Here is a 20,880-nt window from a genome sequence, read left to right as displayed (position 1 = left end):
TCATGCTCGCACCTTGGCAGCCGTTGCTGGAGTGGTGGTTCGGTTGGGGCACCAGCCCCCAGGCCGTGGCTGACGAGAAGAGCACGCTGTGGTTCGGCAAGCAGCACGACGCTGACGCCCAGGCGCTGTTTGGCGACCTGGTCGAGCACGCCCTGGCGGGTGGGCTCGACGAGTGGCAGCAGAGCCCTCAAGGCTGGCTCGGCTTGCTGATTCTGCTGGACCAGCTGCCGCGCATGCTCTACCGCGACAGGCCGCGCGCTTTCGAAGGTGATCGGCGTGCCCAGGTGGTGGCCATGCAGGGCCTGCAGAAGAACTGGGATTACCAGTTGCTGCCGATCCAGCGGGTGTTCGTGCTGCTGGTGCTGGAGCATGCCGAGGTGCTGGACTGGCAGAACCTGTGTGTCGAGCGTTACCAGGTGCTGCTGGAAGAACAGCCGGAGGATAACCGGCGGTTGTTCGAAGGCTTCCTCGATTACGCCGAGCAGCACCAGCGGGTGATTGCCCGGTTCGGGCGCTTCCCGCACCGAAACCTGGTGCTGGGGCGGCCGAGCACCAGTGAAGAGATGGACTTCCTGCTGGAGCCTGGGTCCAGGTTCTAGTGCCAGTGGGGCTGCTTCGCAGCCCTTTCCGACCGGTCCGGCGCCCCGGCGAGGCCGCTCTACAGGTAATCGCGGTCTCTTGTAGGAGCGGCCTTGCCGGGGCGCCGGACCGGTCGGAAAGGGCCGCACAGCGGCCCCAGCGGTTTCAGATCCGGAAACTGCCCACCAGATGCTTCAACCGCTCGACCTGATGCTCCAGGTCGGTGCAGGCACGCAAGGTGCTCTGCAGGTTGTGCACCCCTTCCTGATTCAACGTATTGATCTCGGTGATGTCGACATTGATCGACTCGACCACGGCCGTCTGTTCTTCAGTGGCGGTGGCCACCGACTGGTTCATGCCATCGATCTCGCCAATGCGCTGGGTCACGCTGCCCAGGCGCTCGCCGGCCTGGTTGGCAATGCCCACGCTGTGCTCGCTGTGCTGGCGGCTTTGGTTCATGGTGCTGACCGCCACTTGCGCACCGGCCTGCAGCTCTTCGATCAGGCGCTGCACCTGCTGTGCCGACTCCTGCGTACGGTGCGCCAGGTTGCGTACCTCGTCGGCAACCACGGCAAAGCCACGCCCGGCCTCGCCCGCACGGGCTGCTTCGATCGCGGCGTTGAGCGCCAGCAGGTTGGTCTGTTGGGAAATACCGCTGATCACATCGAGGATCTGGCCAATGTTGGCTGTGTGGGCATTGAGTGTTTCGATGTTGCCGCACGAATCGCTGATTCGCGCCGAAAGCTGGTTCATCACATCGATGGTGCGCCCGACCACTTGCTGGCCATCTTCGGCCAGGCCGCGTGCTTCGCTGGAGTGCTGCGAGGCCAGTGCGGCGTTCTGGGCGATTTCCTGGGCGGCGGCGCCCAGCTGATTGATCGCTGCCGCCACACTGCTGGTGCGGCTGGACTGCTGGTCGGCATTGTTGATCGAGGCATTCGAAGCGCTCACCACCTTGGCGGCCACGGCGTTGACCTGGCCGGTGGCCGAAGCCACTTCGCGGATCGACTCGTGAATACGCTCGACAAAGCGGTTGAACGATTGGCCGAGGCTGCCGAACTCATCGTGGGCATGGATGCTCAGGCGTCGGGTCAGGTCGCCTTCGCCTTCGGCGATGTCATGCATGGCGCGGCCCATCAGGTGCAGCGGCTCCATCAGCACACGTATCAGCAGGCCGAGCAGGGCAATGATCACCACCACTGCGATCAGGGTGGCGACGATGGCTGAGGTGCGTAGTTCGCCCAGCATGGCGAATGCTGCATCCTGGTCGAGTACCAGGGCCACGTACCAATCCGCCGACGGCACGCCGTCGACGTGGGTGAAGCTGATGAACTGCCTGCGGCCATCGATCTCGACTTCCTTCAGGCCGCTGCCAATTTGCGGAGTGCCCTGCGGATAGACATCGGCCAGGGTTTTCAGGGCTAGCTCGGCCTTAGGGTGGATGAGGATCTTGCCTTCGCCGTTGACGATGAAGGCATGGCCCTGGCCGTCGAAGTTCAGGGCGTTGATCAGGTTGCTGATGGTCTGCAGGTCGGTGTCGACGCCGCTGACACCCACCAGTCGGCCTGCTTGCTGCACCGGGGTGGCCAGGGTGATCACCAGCTTGCCGGCGGATGCCGAGATGTACGGTTCGGTGACGATGGTCTGGCCGCTGGCGCTGGCCGCCTTGTACCAGCCACGAACGCGCGGGTCGTAGTCGGCTGCGCGGTTGCCAACGGGTACCGACTGCATGCTGCCGTCCTGGCCGCCGAAATAGGTGAGCTGGAAGTTCTTGCCGTACACCGGCAGGGCCAGGCTGCGGTCAAGGCTGGCTTTGCTCGGCCCATCGACAGCGATTTGCTGGGCCAGCGAGTCGAGCAGCTGGATACGGCTGTCGAGCCAGTTGCGGATGTTGCCGGCGGTGAGGCTGCCCAGGTCCTGCAGGTTGGTCTGCGTGTCACTGCGCAGTGACTGGCGCTGTCGATAGTCGTTGAACAGCACGAAACAGGTAAAAGCAACGGCCACCACGAGGGCGGCGGCCAGCAGGATCTTGTGGCTGAACTTGAGGTTCTTGGTCATTTTTCTGGTCTGCACAAGGCAAGGCATAGGAGGGGGCTGCGGCAACTCGCCACAGCGTGCTCGCTGTGTCGTCGCGGTGCGGGAAAACATTAATCGTTTGCGCAGGGGAAGCCGACCAACGGCGTACAACGAAAGGAGGGTAGCCAGGGAACCAGGGAGGGATTTTCCCGTCGAAGCTCACTGCAGGCCACTCGCCTGTGTCTATTTTCCAGGAGTGTCCCTTCATGTCGTTGCGTTCCCTCGCCCTGTTGTCCTTGTGCGTCGTCCTGACTGCGTGCAGCAAGATCAATCAGGAAAACTATTCCAAGCTCAAGGCCGGCATGAACAAGGCCGAGGTCGAGCAACTGCTCGGCACGCCCACCGAGTGCTCCGGCGCGTTGGGCATGAGCAGCTGCACCTGGGGGGACGAGAAGAGTTTTATCAGCGTGCAGTACGCGGCCGACAAAGTGCTGATGTACTCCGGGCAGGGCCTCAAATGAGGCGTCTGCATCTGCTGCTGGGGCTGTGCCTGGTCATGCTGCTGGGTGGCTGCGCCACCTCCGCCAACGACCCGCTGGTACCGAAGACCGCTGGTAATGTCGACCTCAAGCGCTATCAGGGCAAGTGGTACGAGCTGGCGCGCCTGCCGATGAAATACCAGGCCGAGTGTGCGCAGTCTGAAGCGCATTACAACCTCAAGCCCGATGGCTCGTACGGCGTGCTCAACCGCTGCCGCACGATGGGGGATGAATGGCTGCGCGCCGAGGGGCACGCCAATATCCAGGAGCCGGGCCATACCGACAGGCTGTGGGTCGAGTTCGACAACTGGTTCACCCGCCTGGTCCCGGGCGTGGCCAGGGGCGAGTACTGGATACTGTACGTGGACGATCACTACCGCACGGCGATCGTCGGCAGCCCGGACCGCAAGTACCTGTGGATCCTGTCGCGCACACCGACACTGCCAGTGTGGGAGCGCGAGAGCCTGATGGCCAAGGCCCGCCAGCAGGGCTATGACACCAGCCGGCTGATCTGGCGTACACCAGACAAGCAGATCGTGCAGATGCATTGAAAAGACGGGGGCCGCTATTGCGGCCCCTCTGCATTCAGCTCAGTAGCGCTCGCAACACTGCGGCAAACGCCTGGCGGCTTTCCTCTTCATGGGCATGCTGCCCCTGACGCACCACCCACTGCCCGTTGACCATCACGTCGCGCACCTGACGATCCCCGCCAGCGAACAACCAGCGGTTGAGAATCCCGTCCCCCTCGGCCATGGCGATATACGGGTCCTGCCCATCCAGCACCAGCCAGTCGGCCCGTTTGCCCACCGCGAGCTCGCCAATCGGCTGCCCCAGCGCCTGAGCCCCGCCGACCAGTGCCGCGTCGTACAGCGTGCGCCCGACCATCGGCTGATCGCCGCGGTACAAGCGATTGCGCCGTTGGTCTCGCAGGCGCTGACCATATTCCAGCCAACGCAGCTCCTCGACCACGCTCAGCGACACATGGCTGTCCGAGCCAATACCCATGCGCCCGCCCTGAGCGAGGAAGTCCACTGCCGGGAAAATACCATCGCCCAGATTGGCTTCGGTGGTCAGGCACAAACCCGCCACCGCACCGCTGCGCGCCATGGCCGTGACTTCATCCGCTTCAGCATGGGTGGCATGCACCAGGCACCAGCGCGGGTCCACATCGACATGTTCATAGAGCCACTGCAGCGGCCGCAGCCCGCTCCAGGCCAGGCAGTCATCGACTTCCTTCTGCTGTTCGGCGATGTGGATATGAACCGGGCATTGCTGATTGCTGGCAGCCAGCACGTCGGCGATTTGGCCGGGAGTGACCGCGCGCAGCGAGTGGAAGCACAAGCCCAGCTGTTGCGCGGGCTGCGCGGCCAGCACCGGCGCCAGTTGAGCCTGCAGTTGCAGGTACTGTTTGGTGGAGTTGATGAAGCGCCGTTGCCCTTCGTTGGGTGCCTGGCCGCCGAAGCCTGCGTGGCTGTACAGCACCGGCAGCAAGGTCAGGCCGATGCCGCTGCTGGCTGCGGCCGCACTGATGCGTCGGGACAGCTCGGCGGGGTCGGCATAGGCCTTGCCTGCCTGGTCATGGTGCACATAGTGGAATTCGGCCACCGAGGTGTAGCCGGCCTTGAGCATCTCGATATACAGCTGGCGCGCAATTACCTGCAGTTGTTCCGGGGTGATCTTGCCGACCAGCCGGTACATCAACTCGCGCCACGTCCAGAAGCTGTCGTTAGGGTTGCCCGCGACTTCCGCCAGCCCCGCCATGGCCCGCTGGAACGCATGCGAGTGCAGGTTGGGCATGCCTGGCAGCAATGGCCCGGCCAGGCGTTCGGCGCCGTCGGCCGAGGCGTCGGCTTCGATCCGGCTGAGCAAGCCGTCACTGGACACTTCGAAGCGGACGTTACTGGCCCAGCCAGTGGGCAGCAGGGCGCGTTCGGCGAAATAGGCGGACATCGGCAAAAATCCTGTTATTGTTTAACTTGTATATACATATACAGGCGTTTGCCTGCCGGGTAAACTGCGGCAAGCTACCGCTCATTCCATTGCCTAAGGACTCAACGCCGTGCCGACACCTCCTGTCTCCGCGCTGGTTGCCCAGATGGGCGAGGGCCCGGCGCCGCTGTATGCCCGGGTCAAGCAGATGATCATCCAGCAGATCGAAAACGGCAGCTGGCCGCCGCATCACCGGGTGCCTTCGGAGAGCGAACTGGTCAGTGAACTGGGCTTCAGCCGCATGACCATCAACCGTGCCTTGCGTGAACTCACCGCTGAAGGCCTGCTGGTGCGCATGCAGGGTGTTGGCACCTTCGTCGCCGAACCCAAGTCCCGCTCGGCGCTGTTCGAGGTCAACAACATTGCCGACGAGATCGCCGGCCGTGGCCACCAGCATAGCTGCCAGGTGATCAAGCTGGCTGAAGAGGCCGCCGGTTCCGAGCGCGCCCTGGCCCTGGACATGCGTGAAGGGCAGCGGGTATTCCACTCGTTGATCGTGCATTACGAGAATGGCGTGCCGGTGCAGATCGAGGATCGTTATGTCAACGCGGCCATCGCCCCCGACTACCTCAAGCAGGACTTCACCCGGCAGACGCCTTACGCCTACCTGTCCCAGGTTGCGCCGCTGACCGAGGGCGAGCACGTGGTCGAGGCAATTCTTGCCGAGCCCGAAGAGTGTCGCCTGTTGCAGATCGAGCGCGGCGAACCCTGCCTGCTGATCCGCCGTCGCACCTGGTCCGGTCGCCAGCCAGTGACCGCTGCGCGGCTGATTCACCCCGGTTCCCGTCACCGCCTTGAAGGACGTTTCAGTAAATGACTCAGTTGCAGTTGCTGCGTGCGCAGGATTACCCGCGTATGCCCTGGAAAAACGGTGGCGGCTTCACCGAGGAGATCACCCGCGACAACGGCGAGGGGCTCGATGGCTTCGGCTGGCGCCTTTCGATTGCCGATATCGAGGAGTCGGGCGGGTTTTCCGTGTTCGCCGGTTACCAGCGGATCATCAGTGTGCTGCAGGGCGATGGCATGCGTCTGCTGGTCGACGGCCAGGCCAGCCGGCCATTGCTGCCGTTCGATGCGTTTGCCTTCAGTGGCGAGAGCCAGGTCAGTTGCAACCTGCTCGGTGGGGCGATCCGCGATTTCAACCTGATCTACGCGCCGCAGCGCTATCGCGCGCGCTTGCAGTGGTTTGACGGTACCAGCCGTTTGTACAGCTCGGCGTCGACGGTGTTGCTGTTTGCTGCCAGCGGGCAAGTTGAAGTGGCAATTGCTGGGCACGATATGCAGCGGCTTGGGTTGTATGACTGCCTGCGGGTTGAGGGCAATGATGAATTGCTCGGGCTGGATGTACAGGGGCGGTTCTGCCTGATCGAGCTTATTTCACATTGAGATAGCTGGGGCTGCTGCGCAGTCCTTTCGCGACACAAGGCCGCTCCTACAGGTGAATGCAATTTCCTGTAGGAGCGGCCTTGTGTCGCGAAAGGGCCGCAAGGCGGCCCCAGTGCATTCATGAATTCGGAGGAGTGGTCCGACATTTTTGGTTGTCCATGCTTGTACATACAAGTAAAGATGTGTTTGTATATCGACCACGACACATCTGCCCGCGGACAACCGCCGAGGACCTTCCCGTGACCGACAACAACAAATACCGTGACGTTGAAATCCGTGCCCCACGTGGCAACAAGCTGACCGCCAAAAGCTGGCTGACCGAAGCGCCACTGCGCATGCTGATGAACAACCTCGACCCGCAGGTCGCGGAAAACCCGAAAGAGCTGGTGGTGTATGGTGGCATCGGTCGCGCCGCGCGCAACTGGGCCTGCTACGACAAGATCGTCGAAACCCTGACCCGCCTGGAAGACGACGAAACCCTGCTGGTGCAGTCGGGCAAGCCGGTCGGCGTGTTCAAGACCCACAGCAACGCCCCGCGCGTACTGATCGCCAACTCCAACCTGGTGCCGCACTGGGCCAACTGGGAACACTTCAACGAACTGGACGCCAAGGGCCTGGCCATGTACGGCCAGATGACCGCCGGCAGCTGGATCTACATCGGCAGCCAGGGCATCGTCCAGGGCACCTACGAAACCTTCGTCGAAGCCGGTCGCCAGCACTACGGCGGTAGCCTGAAAGGCAAATGGGTACTGACCGCCGGCCTCGGCGGCATGGGCGGCGCCCAGCCGCTGGCCGCAACCCTGGCCGGTGCCTGCTCGCTGAACATCGAATGCCAGCAGAGCCGCATCGACTTCCGTCTGGAAACCCGCTACGTCGACGAGCAGGCCAAAGACCTCGACGACGCCCTGGCGCGCATTGCCAAGTACACCGCCGAAGGCAAGGCGATCTCCATCGCCCTGCACGGCAACGCCGCCGAAATCCTGCCAGAGCTGGTCAAGCGTGGCGTGCGCCCGGACATGGTCACCGACCAGACCAGCGCCCACGATCCGCTCAACGGTTACCTACCTGCCGGCTGGACCTGGGAACAGTACCGTGACCGCGCGCAGACCGAGCCTGCTGCTGTGGTCAAGGCTGCCAAGCAGTCGATGGCCGTGCACGTGCAAGCCATGCTCGACTTCCAGAAGCAGGGCATCCCGACCTTCGACTACGGCAACAACATCCGCCAGATGGCCAAGGAAGAGGGCGTGGCCAACGCGTTCGACTTCCCAGGCTTCGTCCCGGCCTACATCCGTCCGCTGTTCTGCCGCGGCATCGGCCCGTTCCGCTGGGCGGCGCTGTCCGGTGAAGCCGAGGACATCTACAAGACCGACGCCAAGGTCAAGGAACTGATCCCGGACGACGCCCACCTGCACCGCTGGCTGGACATGGCCCGCGAGCGCATCAGCTTCCAGGGCCTGCCGGCACGTATCTGCTGGGTTGGCCTGGGCCTGCGCGCCAAGCTGGGCCTGGCCTTCAACGAAATGGTCCGCAGCGGCGAGCTGTCGGCGCCGGTGGTGATTGGCCGCGACCACCTGGACTCAGGTTCCGTGTCCAGCCCGAACCGCGAGACCGAAGCCATGCGCGACGGCTCCGACGCAGTATCCGACTGGCCGCTGCTCAACGCCCTGCTCAACACCGCAGGCGGCGCCACCTGGGTTTCGCTGCACCATGGCGGCGGCGTGGGCATGGGCTTCTCCCAGCACTCGGGCATGGTCATCGTCTGCGACGGTACCGATGAAGCCGCCGAGCGTATTGCTCGCGTACTGACCAACGACCCGGGGACCGGTGTGATGCGCCACGCCGATGCCGGTTACGACATCGCCATCGACTGCGCCAAGGAGCAGGGCCTCGACCTGCCAATGATCACGGGCTGATCGCTGCGCTTTGAGTGATACTGAACAACAAGAGGGGCCTGCGGGCCCCCGACAGAATTGGAGTAGCGAAGTGACCGAACTGACCCTCAAGCCCGGCACCCTGACCCTGGCCCAGCTGCGCGCCATCCATGCCGCGCCCGTGCGCCTGCAGCTGGACGCCAGCGCCGCGCCGGCCATCGACGCCAGCGTTGCCTGCGTCGAGCAGATCATTGCCGAAGACCGTACCGCCTACGGCATCAACACCGGTTTCGGCCTGCTGGCCTCGACCCGTATCGCCAGCCACGACCTCGAGAACCTGCAGCGTTCGCTGGTGCTGTCCCACGCCGCCGGTATCGGCGCGCCGCTGGACGACGCGCTGGTGCGGCTGATCATGGTCCTCAAGATCAACAGCCTCAGCCGTGGTTTCTCCGGTATCCGCCGCAAGGTCATCGATGCGCTGATCGCCCTGGTGAACGCCGAAGTCTACCCACACATCCCGCTCAAGGGCTCGGTAGGCGCTTCTGGCGACCTGGCACCACTGGCGCACATGTCGCTGGTATTGCTCGGTGAAGGCAAGGCGCGTTACCAGGGCCAGTGGCTGCCGGCTACCGAAGCCCTGGCCATCGCCGGCCTCGAGCCGCTGACCCTGGCCGCCAAAGAGGGCCTGGCCCTGCTCAATGGCACCCAGGCATCTACTGCCTACGCCCTGCGTGGCCTGTTCCACGCCGAAGACCTGTATGCCGCCGCTATCGCCTGTGGTGGCCTGAGCGTCGAAGCTGCGCTGGGTTCGCGTTCGCCGTTCGATGCACGCATTCACGAAGTGCGTGGCCAGCGTGGCCAGATCGACACCGCCGCGTGCTTCCGTGACCTGCTGGGCGACTCCAGCGAAGTGTCGCTATCGCACAAGAACTGCGACAAGGTCCAGGACCCATACTCGCTGCGCTGCCAGCCGCAGGTCATGGGCGCCTGCCTGACCCAGATCCGCCAGGCTGCCGAGGTGCTGGGCATCGAGGCCAACGCCGTGTCGGACAACCCATTGGTGTTCGCTGCCGAAGGTGACGTGATTTCCGGTGGCAACTTCCACGCCGAGCCGGTGGCCATGGCCGCCGACAACATCGCCCTGGCGATCGCCGAAATCGGTTCGCTGAGCGAGCGCCGCATCTCGCTGATGATGGACAAGCACATGTCCCAGCTGCCGCCATTCCTGGTGGAAAACGGTGGGGTGAACTCCGGCTTCATGATCGCCCAGGTCACCGCTGCCGCCCTGGCCAGCGAGAACAAGGCCTTGTCGCACCCGCACAGTGTCGATAGCCTGCCGACCTCGGCCAACCAGGAAGACCACGTGTCGATGGCCCCTGCCGCTGGCAAGCGCCTGTGGGAAATGGCTGAGAACACCCGTGGCGTGCTGGCCATCGAATGGCTGGGTGCGTGTCAGGGGCTGGACCTGCGCAAAGGCCTGAAGACTTCGGCGAAGCTGGAGCAGGCGCGCCAGGCGCTGCGCCGTGAAGTGCCGCACTATGACCGTGACCGCTTCTTCGCGCCGGACATCGAGGCAGCCGTCGAGCTGCTGGCCAAGGGTAGCCTGACCGGGCTGCTGCCTGTTGGTGTCCTGCCTAGCCTCTGACGCCCCTGGGGCCGCTTCGCGGCCCATCGCGGGCAAGCCCGCTCCCACAATGAGTACCGCAGCCTTCAAGGTTTGTGCAGTCCCTGTGGGAGCGGGCTTGCCCGCGAATGGGCTGCAAGGCAGCCCCCATCGACCTCACGACCACAAAAACAATTTAAGGACGTGACATGCAACAAGCTCAAGGTCTAAAGCGCGGGCTAACGGCCCGCCACATCCGTTTCATGGCCCTCGGCTCTGCCATCGGCACCGGCCTGTTCTACGGCTCCGCCTCGGCCATCCAGATGGCCGGCCCGGCTGTGCTGCTGGCCTACCTGATCGGCGGCGCTGCGGTGTTCATGGTCATGCGCGCCCTCGGCGAAATGGCCGTGCACAACCCGGTGGCCGGCTCCTTTGGCCACTATGCCACCACCTACCTCGGCCCCATGGCCGGCTTCATCCTCGGCTGGACCTACGCCTTCGAGATGGTCATCGTCGCCATCGCCGACATCACCGCCTTCGGTATCTACATGGGCTTCTGGTTCCCCGAAGTGGCCCGCTGGATCTGGGTGCTGGGCATCGTCTTCGTGATCGGCGGCCTCAACCTGTGCAACGTCAAGGTCTTCGGCGAAATGGAATTCTGGCTGTCGCTGCTCAAGGTAGGCGCCATCGTGGCGATGATCCTGGCCGGCCTCGGCATCATGGCTTTCGGCTTCAGCCAGGTGAGTGGCGAACATGCCGTGGGCATCAGTAACCTGATCGAGCATGGCGGCTTCATGCCCAATGGCATCGGCGGCCTGATCGCCTCCTTCGCCGTGGTGATGTTCGCCTTCGGTGGCATCGAGATCATCGGTGTCACCGCCGGTGAAGCCAAGGACCCGCAGCGCGTCATCCCCAAGGCGATCAACGCCGTGCCCCTGCGCATCCTGCTGTTCTACGTGCTCACCCTGTTCGTGCTGATGTGCCTGTACCCGTGGCCGCAAATCGGCAGCGAAGGCAGCCCGTTCGTGCAGATCTTCAGCCACCTGGGCATTGGCTCGGCTGCTGCCGTGCTGAACATCGTGGTGATCTCGGCCGCGATTTCGGCAATCAACAGCGATATCTTCGGTGCCGGCCGCATGATGTATGGCCTGGCCCAGCAAGGCCACGCGCCGCGCAGTTTTGGCAAGTTGTCCAAGCACGGTGTGCCATGGATGACCGTGGTGGTGATGGGCGCGGCGTTGCTGGTCGGGGTGTTGCTCAACTACCTGATCCCGGAAAACGTGTTCCTGCTGATCGCATCCATCGCTACCTTCGCCACCGTTTGGGTGTGGCTGATGATCCTGGTCACCCAGGTGGCCATGCGCCGCAGCATGAGCCGTGAAGAGGCGGCCCAGCTGAAGTTCCCGGTACCGTTCTGGCCCTATGGCCCGGCCATGGCCATTGCCTTCATGGTGTTCATTTTCGGTGTGCTCGGTTACTTCCCGGATACCCAGGCGGCCTTGCTGGTCGGTGTGGTCTGGGTGGTGTTCCTGGTGGCGTCCTACCTGCTGTGGTGCAAGCCGCGCGCAGGCAAGCACGTCCCGGTCGAGCTGCACCGCTAGTCAAGGAGATTGCACATGAGAACCCTCTGGCAGCACTGCCACGCGGCAACCATGGCCGAGGGCCGTTACTCGATCATCGAGGATGCGGCCATCGTCACCTGTGCCGGGCTTATCGAGTGGATTGGCCCGCGTGCCGAGTTGCAGCCGTTCGACGTTGACCGCACGGTGGACCTGGGCGGCGCCTGGGTCACCCCAGGGCTGATTGACTGCCACACCCATGCGGTGTTCGGTGGCAACCGCAGCGGCGAGTTCGAGCAGCGCCTGCAGGGCGTCAGCTATGCCGAGATTGCCGCCCAGGGCGGCGGTATCGCCAGCACCGTGCGGGCCACCCGCGCGGCCAGCGAGGATGAGCTGTTCGCCAGTGCTCGCCAGCGGGTCCAGGCGTTGATGCGTGATGGCGTGACCACCCTTGAGGTCAAGTCCGGCTATGGCCTGGACCTGGCCAACGAGCGCAAGATGCTACGCGTGGCCCGGCGCCTGGCCGACGAGCTGCCGCTGGCGGTGCGCGCCACCTGCCTGGCAGCCCATGCCTTGCCGCCGGAATACGCCGGCCGGGCGGACGACTACATTGCGCACATCTGTGACGAGATGCTGCCAGCTTTGGCCGCTGAAGGCCTGGTGGATGCGGTGGACGCCTTCTGCGAGCACCTGGCGTTCTCCCCGGCACAGGTCGAAAAGGTGTTCATCAAGGCGCAAGAACTGGGCCTGCCAGTGAAGCTGCATGCCGAGCAGCTGTCTTCGCTGCATGGTTCCAGCCTGGCAGCACGCTACCAGGCGTTGTCGGCCGACCACCTGGAGTTCATGACCGAAGAAGACGCGATTGCCATGGCCGCCGCCGGCACGGTCGCCGTGCTGTTGCCGGGTGCCTTCTATTTCCTGCGCGAAACCCAGCTGCCGCCGATGGATGCGCTGCGCCACCACGGCGTGAAGATTGCCTTGGCCAGCGACCTCAACCCAGGTACCTCGCCAGGCTTGTCGCTGCGCCTGATGCTGAACATGGGCTGCACGCTGTTCCGCATGACCCCGGAAGAGGCTCTGGCCGGCGTCACCTTGCATGCTGCCACGGCACTTGGCCTGGGTGACAGCCACGGCTCGCTGGAGGTCGGCAAGGTCGCCGACTTCGTCGCCTGGCAGATCGCCCGTCCCGCTGACCTGGCCTACTGGCTGGGCGGCGACTTGCCCAAGCGCGTGGTGCGCAAGGGCAACGAGATATCCAACTGAGCGAGGCAAGATGGACAAGGTACTGAGTTTCCAGCAGGGCCGTTTGCCCCTGTTGATCAGCATGCCCCACGCAGGCCTGGAACTGACCCCGGCCGTGCGCAATGGCCTGGTCGAACCGGCACGCAGCCTGCCCGATACCGACTGGCATATCCCGCGCCTTTACGACTTCGCCCGTGAACTGGGGGCCAGCGTAGTGGCGGCGGAGTATTCGCGTTTCGTGATCGACCTGAACCGGCCGGATGACGACAAGCCGCTGTACGCTGGCGCGACCACTGGCTTGTACCCGGCCACGCTGTTCGAGGGCGAGCCGCTGTTCAAGGAGGGCCAGGTGCCTTCCGCCGATGAGCGCAAAACCTACCTGGAGCAGATCTGGCGGCCGTATCACCAGACCATTCAGGATGAGCTGGCGCGCCTGCGCGATGAGTTCGGCTACGCACTGCTGTGGGATGCCCACTCGATCCGCTCGCTGATCCCGCACCTGTTCGACGGCAAGTTACCGGACTTCAACCTGGGTACGTTCAATGGTGCCAGCTGCGATCCGGAACTGGCTGAACGGCTGCGTGGCGTTTGTGCGCAGGCACCAGCCTACAGCCATGTGCTGAACGGGCGCTTCAAGGGCGGTCACATCACCCGGCATTACGGTAACCCGCAGAATCACATCCACGCAGTGCAGCTGGAGCTTGCTCAAAGCACTTACATGGAAGAGCGCGAGCCATTCGCCTATCGCGAAGAACTTGCGCAGAACACCCAGGAGGTGCTGCGCAAGTTACTCGAAACGACATTGTCATGGGGGCGTGAGCGCTACGGTCGTTAATCACGGTCATTCACTCGAAGAGCGTGGCTTGCGATCAGGGTCGGCGAAGGCGGTGAGTTCGAGGATCAGATGGGATTCGCGGGCTTGCCGACTTTTCTCGAGGGCATTGAATGCTTCAGTCAGGGTATCCAGCGGACGCTCAGGGTCTCTCTCCTGCAATTCAATTACCTGGGCCCTATAGTTGCTTTCTATCTGCGCGAAACGCTCCGCATGAACCTGGCGCAAGTGCTGGACCCACACTTCATTGGCGCCGGCAAAGCGCAGGAAGCCCTCGCCGTGTTCACCACGCTGAACCTGCAACTCGGCATCGATCAACTCCTCGATACTGGGATTGATTGCATAGAGCAGCCTGTCGACAGGCTGGCCTAGCTGTAGCGGACCGTTGAGTTCGCGCAGGTAGGTCAGGCGCACCTCGGCGACATCCCGGTCGCCGGCTTCGCGCGTGGCCACTTCATCTACCGTATGCAGGCGATACAGACGGCGAAGTTCACGGTAAAGGTTGGCCTCGTTGTCCGCGCCGTCGAAATCCAATTGCTCGCTGGCAATGTAGAACTCGATCTTCTTGAAGGTCAGCAGCGCGCCGTCATAGCAGGTGCGGCTACCATCTTCCTTTGTCAGGGCTTCACTGGCCTGGATATTGAAGAGTGCCCGCTCGTCAGGGTGGAGCAATGCTCTGACCAGTACCTTCCGTACCCGTACGCAGAACTCCACGCGGGTGTCCTCACTGCGGTAGGTGGACGCGTTTTTCAGGCGGCCCACCAGGGCGAGCAGGTCCTGGACATCACCCGATTGTTCAAGTTGTTCCCAGGTGTCGCGCAATGCCTCGTTCTCAACCTCTGATGCCAGAAGCCAGTCCGTGAGCCTGGGAATATCGTCGATGAGCGAGCTCGAAGAGGCGTCGAGGAACTCGTTGAGCAGCGCTTCGTCCCATTCTTCAGGGGCATCGAGCCTTATCGTGAAGCTGCTGCGGCTTTCCGATGATGCACGTGCGCGATGAACCGTTTCCGCTGACAATGGGTTCCCGTGGAGACCCAGTGTGCTGACGAGCTCGTCGTTATCGAGGTTCTGCCAGATGCGGGTAGGTAGCTCGGTGATCTGGTTATCGCTCAGATCCAGCATTTCCAGTGGTAGCAGGTCATCAACCCAGGTTGGCCATTGGTCAAGGCGCATTTCGTTGAGGTCGAGACGCCGGATGCGCGTGAGTGTGCGTGGTGCCTGGGTTATCGTGCCAACACGGTTGTTGCTGAGGTCCAGTATTTCGAGCCTGCCCAATGGTGCCAATGCATCCATGAAGGCCTGGTTGACCTCCAGCCCGGTGTTGCGCAGTGCCAGGTAGGTGAGCTGGGGGGCCTGCCGTAGAGCCGTCGGCAAATCCTGTTGTGCGCGCACGTAATTTTCCAGAGTCAAGCTTGTCATCTGCGGGAAGCGACTGAGCAGGTCTTGTAGTTGCGCGGTGGTACCGCTGATATTTTCGAGGCTAAGGTTGCTGATCCGCTCGGTGAAGAACGCGGGTAACCGAGCTGGGAGCAGTTCCAATGCAATACCTGACAGGCGCAGCGGGATGCTAAGCCGACGGAGTTCCTGGCTACTCCAGAACTGCCTGAGTGCCGTAGCGATCCTCATTCTGCCGGCCAGCACTGCCTGACTGATTGTTGTGGCCGAGGAGGAGGCATTGACGTAGTTGTCCATATGGTCGTACAGCTGTTGACGCCGTTCGAGATGCCGAGCCAGAAGGTCACGGAAGTCATCAGGCTGGTCCCACTCCAAGTGCGCCCCAAAACCATTCTGGTCGAGCATCACTGCCAGCATATGGTCATGACTGATGGCGTTGCCTTGCAGGAGCACTTGGAGATGTTCGTTAAGGCCGTGAACGCTCTCCAGCAGGAAGTGGGGCAGCAACGTGATCTGGTTATTTTGAAGGGAAATCTGCCGCATGCGTGAGGCGGTGCTGTAGGGCAGTCCATCTGGCCAGTGTTCCAGCTGCATGTTGTTGAGGCCCAGGTAATCCAGGCTCAACCGGCTGAAGTCGGGTGGGCTGTCGTCGGATAAACGATTGCCACTGATGTCCAGGTGTCTAAGGTCGGCGAGGCCCACGAGGCTTTCGATATCTGCCGTGGAAATCTGGATGTTCTGGTGGGTCAGGCTCAACGCTTGCAAAGAGGGCAACTGCTCTGCGATCAGCGGCAAGCTGAACAAGAACGGTGAAGGCGTCGCTTCTTGCCGGTAAGCGCGGCTGATCTCGAGTGTTCTCAGGTTGGCGAATTGCCGCAGCATGCTGTTCAAGCGCGGCGTGTGTTCACGCACGCTTTCATAGCGTTCAGGTTGGGTTTCGAGCAGTTGCAGATCGCTGACGGCTGTGGTGAAAAATGTGGGTAAATCAAGAGGAAAGTCCAGCAGCGACAAACGCTCCAGGCGCAGCGGCGTAGTCAGGCTGCCATGTGCTGCAAAGGCGTGATCATACCAGTATTGCGTGATCGCATTTGCCAACTGGTCGAAGTCGGCAGCGCTGTGATCCGGCAGTACGGCCGCCCTCTGCCGCCAGTTGCTCAGGCTGGACTGCAATTGGCGGCGTTGTTCCAGCAGGTTGTCGAGCTGGTCGTTGATGGCTGTGCGGTCGAGATTGCGACCTTCCAGTACAGCCATAATTTGTTCAGCAAAGCGCGGCTGGGGGGCGTACAGGCTGACTTGCCTGATCCTGGCGAGCAGCGTTTGTCGCGAAATACTGCTGTTGCGCGTGCGATTGCCGCCTAGGGGGTAGCCTATACGGCCGTTGGCCAGGCGCATTGGCGATCGGAAATCGGGGGGTACCTGCTGCATACCCAATACCTTTCTCAGCGCTGGGCGCGGCAACGGGTCGGCTTGCTGAACCATCGCTTTGAGTGCGTGCCCATCGTCGATTCCGAGCGCCGCGCGCTGTGTTTCGCTGAACGCTTCGAATAATGCGCCATACAACGAGGCGTGGGCGTTCAGCGGTGCCTCGGGGCTTTCGCTGCGTATGACTATATAGCCGGCGTGAGCACTGATTATCGTTGTGCCTGGTAAAGCATCGACGGGGCCGGTGCTGATACTTTGGCTGGGTGAGTACATGCGCTGTTTCAGGGTAATGCTGATATCCGTTGGCCAACCGGGCAATCGCTCAAGGGTTTGGAGTGCCAGGCAATCGGTGTCCCAATTGCGCAAGCGGTCCAGGTACAGCCCTTCGTAAGCTCGATTGAGCCTGATCTGCTGCTGCAGCAGGCGTACTTCATCGGCCAGGCGCCTCGGGACCTTGCCATTGCCCAGCTCACCCAGTTCGCTGGCGGTGGCATTACCCAGCAGTTCGTCGATAACGGGGAAAGGGAGCTTCGGATAGCGCGTACGGATCATTTCGGCACCACGCCCCTCGCTTGCGGGAAGACGCTGATACTGTTGCTGGAAGTCGCGCTGGATCTCTCCAGGTAATGCCAAGGGGTTGGCCCGCTCGATGGCCTGGTACAGCTTGAAGCGGGCAAACGTATCGTCCAGCTGCCCAGGCAAACGCTGGTTGTCGCAGAGCACTTTGCGCAGGGTATCCTCATCGACGTCGCTTATGCGCAAAAGGCGTCTTGCGGTATCGCCTTCGATTTGCTCGTGGCGTACTCCCGAACGGCCCAGCAGTTCATTTACCTGCCATTGCTCGGGTCGGTCCAATGGATGTAGCCAGATGTCGGCGCCGTTGTGACGCAGCGGCGGCTGATAGGCATCCGGACGGGTCGGATGTTCGATGCGGTAGCCTTCGCCTGCGGCCGACCGCGTGACCGAGTAAGCCTGGCCGTCGATTTTCAGCCAGCTTCTGCCTTGATGATGGCGCAGTCCCAGGTTGTCGGGTTGAAGAGTCTCGGGTATGTCGATTGGTTGGGCGTAGGGTGCAAGGTCGGCGCGCCACAGCTTGGTCTTGCCCTCGGGAAGCTCCACATCGTCGAGCTCTTCGATGAATGAAGGTGTTTCCACTGGAATGGGCTCGGTCAACGGTGCTGGCTCGGCTGCTCCGCCGACAGCAGCGCCCACACCGCCTCCGACGGCTTTTATGGCCAGGGTGAACGCTGCCATCTCCGCCACGTTGGCCACCACGTCCAGCAGGTATTGGTAAGCCTGCTGTTGATCGTCATGTGCCCAGCTTTCGATACCCTCGTAGACCTCATAAGCCAGTTGCAAGGCGCATACACCCAGCATGACCTCGCCGACGACGGGTAGGAAGAAACCGGCGATATTGAGCGCAGTCAGGGCTTTTTGCAGCAAGTGCTCCCGATAAGACACCGCAGTGATGGTATCGATCAGGGTCGTCGGAATGGCGTGGAAGGCTGCGTCTTCTTCATGGCGGAAGACTTTCTCCGTAACCAAACCCTGCAACAGGGGGCCGCTCAATTGAAGTGCTTGCAGGTGCAACACCGCGTGAGGGTCTGCGGTACGTTCATGAGTACCTTTCACCGTCAGCGTGTAAGGCTTCAGCCTGTCCAGCAATTTGGTCTGCAGGAGGGCCTTGTCGCGTTCCTTCATGCAGTGTTCGAGGTATTCGGTTCTGTCGAGCAAGCGATCACGCAGCCATAGCTCGGCTTCTGTCTGTGATGCGAACTCTTTCAGCGGTGTCTCGGCGTCGCCAGGAATGTAAAGCGCCACCGAGGCTTTCCCTCCGCTTGGCCTGTATTCGAACAGGCGCAGGCGCGTCAGTTGCACATCCCACAACGAAAGGACACTGAACGTGAGGGTGGGTGACTGCACCGGAGCGTCCAGAGGCAGTGCCAGGGCTGCCTCATAGAGGCTGTGGCTGATGTTGTTGTGTAGCCGGGCAAGGTGCAGGCTTTGCGTGAAGAGGCAGCGTTCGAGCGCGGCAATTTTTTCGTAGGTCGCCTGGTTGGTCGCGCCGGTCTTGATGTCGCTGTAGTGAATGGAGTGCAGTTTTGCCTGGTACTTGCCACCGATGTCCAGCTCGCGGCACAGGCGGGCAAAACGCTCGGGTGCGATGTCGAGGGTATTGGGGATTGGTACCGTGCCCATGAAGCCTTTGGAGTCGAGGATGACCGACTTCTTGAGCAGGGCGTTGGCGTTATCCATCCCTCCGGGCTCGGCTGCACTGGCTTCGAAGTTTCGCAGCGCAGTTTCCAGCAAGGAATGGGTGGCCTGTTTGTAAGCCCTTATGTCTTGTCCCGGTTGCTGGTCGAGGTGCCTGACGTCCAGCAGATAGTGGGTGCAGACATCCAGCTCGAAGCCGAAGGTGTCTTTGATGGCGGTGTTCAACAGTTCGCTGGCGAATGCTTTCAGGCCCGGCAGGTTCTTGTACAGGGCCTGTACTTCAACCGTGGCGGCCTGCACGCGCGCATGCTCGGTTGCCAGTGCCTTGGCAATGGCAGGTTCAGCCTGGCAAGCCTGTTGCAGTTTATCGGCATTGCCGCTGATCACCTGTTTCATCAGGGCATGGCTAGATGGCGGCGCGGTTTTCATCCATTCGGGGGTTTTCTCTGCGATCAGCGCGTACGCGATACTGTTTTCTTTATCCATGGTCATGATGAACCTATAAGCAGTGGAAGGCTCAGTGACTATGTCCATACGCTTGGCCAGCATGCGGTAGATATGTTTATTCGGTGATTGAGCGAACTTTGACGCTCTGCAGTACGAGGGCATGCTCAAAGCGCAATTCAGGTTTATGATGCCCAACGGCAGACTTAATCCTCACACGGAGTGCGCGATGCAGACCCTCTACCCGCAGATCAAACCCTACGCCCGGCACGATCTGGCCGTAGAAGCGCCGCATGTGCTGTATGTCGATGAAAGCGGCTCGCCGGAAGGTCTGCCCGTGGTGTTCATCCACGGTGGCCCAGGCGCGGGTTGCGACGCCCAGAGCCGTTGCTACTTCGACCCCAACCTGTACCGCATCATCACCTTCGACCAGCGCGGCTGTGGCCGCTCCACGCCGCACGCGAGCCTGGAGAACAACACCACCTGGCACCTGGTCGAGGACCTGGAACGCATCCGCAAGCACCTGGGGATAGACAAATGGGTGCTGTTCGGCGGCTCGTGGGGCTCGACCCTCGCTCTGGCCTATGCCCAGACTCACCCCGAGCGCGTGCACGGCTTGATCCTGCGCGGCATCTTTCTGTGCCGCCCGCAGGAAATCGAGTGGTTCTACCAGGCTGGCGCCAGCCGCATGTTCCCGGATTACTGGCAAGACTACATCGCGCCGATCCCGCCGGAAGAGCGTGGTGACTTGGTCAAGGCCTTCCACAAGCGCCTGACCGGCAACGACCAGATCGCCCAGATGCACGCGGCCAAGGCCTGGTCCACCTGGGAAGGCCGTACCGCCACGCTGCGCCCCAACCCGTTGGTGGTCGACCGCTTCTCCGAGCCGCAGCGCGCGCTGTCGATTGCCCGCATCGAATGCCATTACTTCATGAACAACGCTTTCCTGGAGCCAGACCAGCTGATTCGCGACATGCCGAAGATCGCCCACCTGCCGGCGGTGATCGTTCATGGTCGCTACGACGTCATCTGCCCGCTGGACAATGCCTGGGCGCTGCACCAGGCTTGGCCGAACAGCGAACTGAAGGTGATCCGTGATGCCGGCCATGCTGCCTCTGAGCCTGGTATCACCGATGCCCTGGTGCGTGCAGCCGACCAGATGGCCCGCCGTCTGCTCGACCTGCCGCTGGAAGAAGCATGAGGGGCTTGTTGCAGCGCGTGCGTGGCGCACGCGTAGAGGTTGGCGGGGAAATTGTCGGTGCAATCGACCAGGGTTTGCTGGTGCTGGTGGCGGTCGAGCCTGAAGATACTCGCGAACATGCCGACAAACTGTTGCACAAGCTGCTCAATTATCGGGTGTTCAGTGACGAGCAGGGCAAGATGAACCTGTCACTCAAGGATGTCGGTGGCGGTTTGCTGCTGGTGTCCCAGTTCACCCTGGCGGCCGATACCCGCAGCGGGATGCGCCCGAGCTTCTCGACCGCGGCGCCACCGGCGCTCGGGGCCGAATTGTTCGACTATCTTTTGCACAAGGCGCGTGGCCAGCATACGGATGTGGCAAGTGGGCGCTTCGGTGCCGATATGCAGGTGCACCTGGTCAATGATGGCCCAGTGACATTCTTGTTACAAATATGAGGTCAAAAAACCCTTTGTTTATAGGAAAACAAGGGGTTTTGTACGATAAATAGTTGGTCCGGCCTGATGCGTTGTAACGCATCCTGCTGGATAATCGCGCGCTGCGTGAGCCTGCGTTCGCAGGTTCGTTTCACTCTGACTCGAGCATTGTCTG

15 protein-coding genes and 1 pseudogene are annotated in these 20,880 nt (G+C 62.2%); 12 read left to right on the top strand and 4 right to left on the bottom strand.

The features are described from left to right. The first annotated feature begins 2 nt into the window (after positions 1 to 2). Positions 3 to 599, top strand: a complete 597-nt coding sequence (locus BUQ73_RS24465; RefSeq protein ID WP_079230018.1) for a DUF924 family protein — start codon at positions 3 to 5, stop codon at positions 597 to 599. Between the two features lie 145 nt (positions 600 to 744). On the opposite strand, the gene BUQ73_RS29100 is transcribed toward BUQ73_RS24465, so the two are convergent. Further along, positions 745 to 1,470, bottom strand: a complete 726-nt coding sequence (locus BUQ73_RS29100) for a methyl-accepting chemotaxis protein (protein ID WP_416171838.1) — start codon at positions 1,468 to 1,470, stop codon at positions 745 to 747. A gap of 177 nt (positions 1,471 to 1,647) precedes the next feature. Beyond that, positions 1,648 to 2,637, bottom strand: a pseudogene (locus BUQ73_RS29095) (cache domain-containing protein); the annotation flags it as partial. 224 nt (positions 2,638 to 2,861) lie between these two features. Here BUQ73_RS29095 and bamE point away from each other — a divergent pair. After that, positions 2,862 to 3,116, top strand: a complete 255-nt coding sequence (gene bamE, locus BUQ73_RS24455; RefSeq protein WP_079230016.1) for an outer membrane protein assembly factor BamE domain-containing protein — start codon at positions 2,862 to 2,864, stop codon at positions 3,114 to 3,116. Further along, positions 3,113 to 3,685, top strand: coding sequence for a lipocalin family protein (locus BUQ73_RS24450; RefSeq protein ID WP_079230015.1), 573 nt, complete (start codon positions 3,113 to 3,115; stop codon positions 3,683 to 3,685). The genes bamE and BUQ73_RS24450 overlap by 4 nt, the downstream gene beginning before the upstream one ends. Before the next feature lie 34 nt (positions 3,686 to 3,719). Here the strand turns inward: BUQ73_RS24450 and BUQ73_RS24445 are convergent, their stop codons facing one another. Further along, positions 3,720 to 5,084 (bottom strand): formimidoylglutamate deiminase, encoded by a 1,365-nt coding sequence (locus BUQ73_RS24445; protein ID WP_079230014.1) that lies wholly within the window; start codon positions 5,082 to 5,084, stop codon positions 3,720 to 3,722. Positions 5,085 to 5,229: 145 nt separating this feature from the next. On the opposite strand from BUQ73_RS24445, the gene hutC reads away from it, so the two are divergent. From hutC to hutG, 7 genes are all read left to right on the top strand, one after another. Beyond that, the gene (hutC, locus tag BUQ73_RS24440) at positions 5,230 to 5,940 is read left to right on the top strand and encodes a histidine utilization repressor (protein ID WP_177326729.1); all 711 of its coding nucleotides are present in this window, start codon (positions 5,230 to 5,232) and stop codon (positions 5,938 to 5,940) included. After that, positions 5,937 to 6,509, top strand: a complete 573-nt coding sequence (locus BUQ73_RS24435; protein ID WP_079230013.1) for a HutD family protein — start codon at positions 5,937 to 5,939, stop codon at positions 6,507 to 6,509. The genes hutC and BUQ73_RS24435 overlap by 4 nt, the downstream gene beginning before the upstream one ends. A gap of 239 nt (positions 6,510 to 6,748) precedes the next feature. Continuing rightward, positions 6,749 to 8,422, top strand: coding sequence for a urocanate hydratase (gene hutU, locus BUQ73_RS24430; protein WP_060484306.1), 1,674 nt, complete (start codon positions 6,749 to 6,751; stop codon positions 8,420 to 8,422). Positions 8,423 to 8,492: 70 nt separating this feature from the next. Then, positions 8,493 to 10,025 carry a histidine ammonia-lyase gene (hutH, locus tag BUQ73_RS24425; protein ID WP_079230012.1) on the top strand — a complete coding sequence of 511 codons (1,533 nt, stop codon included), beginning with the start codon at positions 8,493 to 8,495 and terminating at the stop codon, positions 10,023 to 10,025. 167 nt (positions 10,026 to 10,192) lie between these two features. Then, complete coding sequence (locus BUQ73_RS24420; RefSeq protein ID WP_079230011.1) at positions 10,193 to 11,584, top strand: amino acid permease; 1,392 nt, start codon at positions 10,193 to 10,195, stop codon at positions 11,582 to 11,584. A gap of 15 nt (positions 11,585 to 11,599) precedes the next feature. Further along, entirely contained in the window at positions 11,600 to 12,805 is a 1,206-nt protein-coding gene (gene hutI, locus BUQ73_RS24415) for an imidazolonepropionase (protein ID WP_079230010.1), read from the top strand. A 10-nt stretch (positions 12,806 to 12,815) separates the two neighbouring features. Next, positions 12,816 to 13,619, top strand: coding sequence for an N-formylglutamate deformylase (hutG, locus tag BUQ73_RS24410; protein ID WP_079230009.1), 804 nt, complete (start codon positions 12,816 to 12,818; stop codon positions 13,617 to 13,619). 6 nt (positions 13,620 to 13,625) lie between these two features. Here the strand turns inward: hutG and BUQ73_RS24405 are convergent, their stop codons facing one another. Next, positions 13,626 to 19,139, bottom strand: a complete 5,514-nt coding sequence (locus BUQ73_RS24405) for a dermonecrotic toxin domain-containing protein (protein ID WP_161492855.1) — start codon at positions 19,137 to 19,139, stop codon at positions 13,626 to 13,628. Between the two features lie 181 nt (positions 19,140 to 19,320). Here BUQ73_RS24405 and pip point away from each other — a divergent pair, with 181 nt between their 5' ends. Together pip and dtd are read left to right on the top strand one after the other, a co-directional pair. After that, positions 19,321 to 20,292 (top strand): prolyl aminopeptidase, encoded by a 972-nt coding sequence (pip, locus tag BUQ73_RS24400; protein WP_060509781.1) that lies wholly within the window; start codon positions 19,321 to 19,323, stop codon positions 20,290 to 20,292. Then, positions 20,289 to 20,726: a D-aminoacyl-tRNA deacylase gene (gene dtd / locus BUQ73_RS24395; RefSeq protein ID WP_079230007.1), complete on the top strand. Its 438-nt coding sequence runs from the start codon at positions 20,289 to 20,291 to the stop codon at positions 20,724 to 20,726. The genes pip and dtd overlap by 4 nt, the downstream gene beginning before the upstream one ends. The last annotated feature ends 154 nt before the right edge of the window (positions 20,727 to 20,880 follow it).

Origin of the sequence: Pseudomonas putida (assembly GCF_002025705.1) — a bacterium.
Taxonomy (GTDB): Bacteria; Pseudomonadota; Gammaproteobacteria; order Pseudomonadales; family Pseudomonadaceae; genus Aquipseudomonas; species Aquipseudomonas putida_J.
Note: the sequence above shows the minus strand (reverse complement) of the source record. Positions and strands in the feature narration are given on the sequence as shown.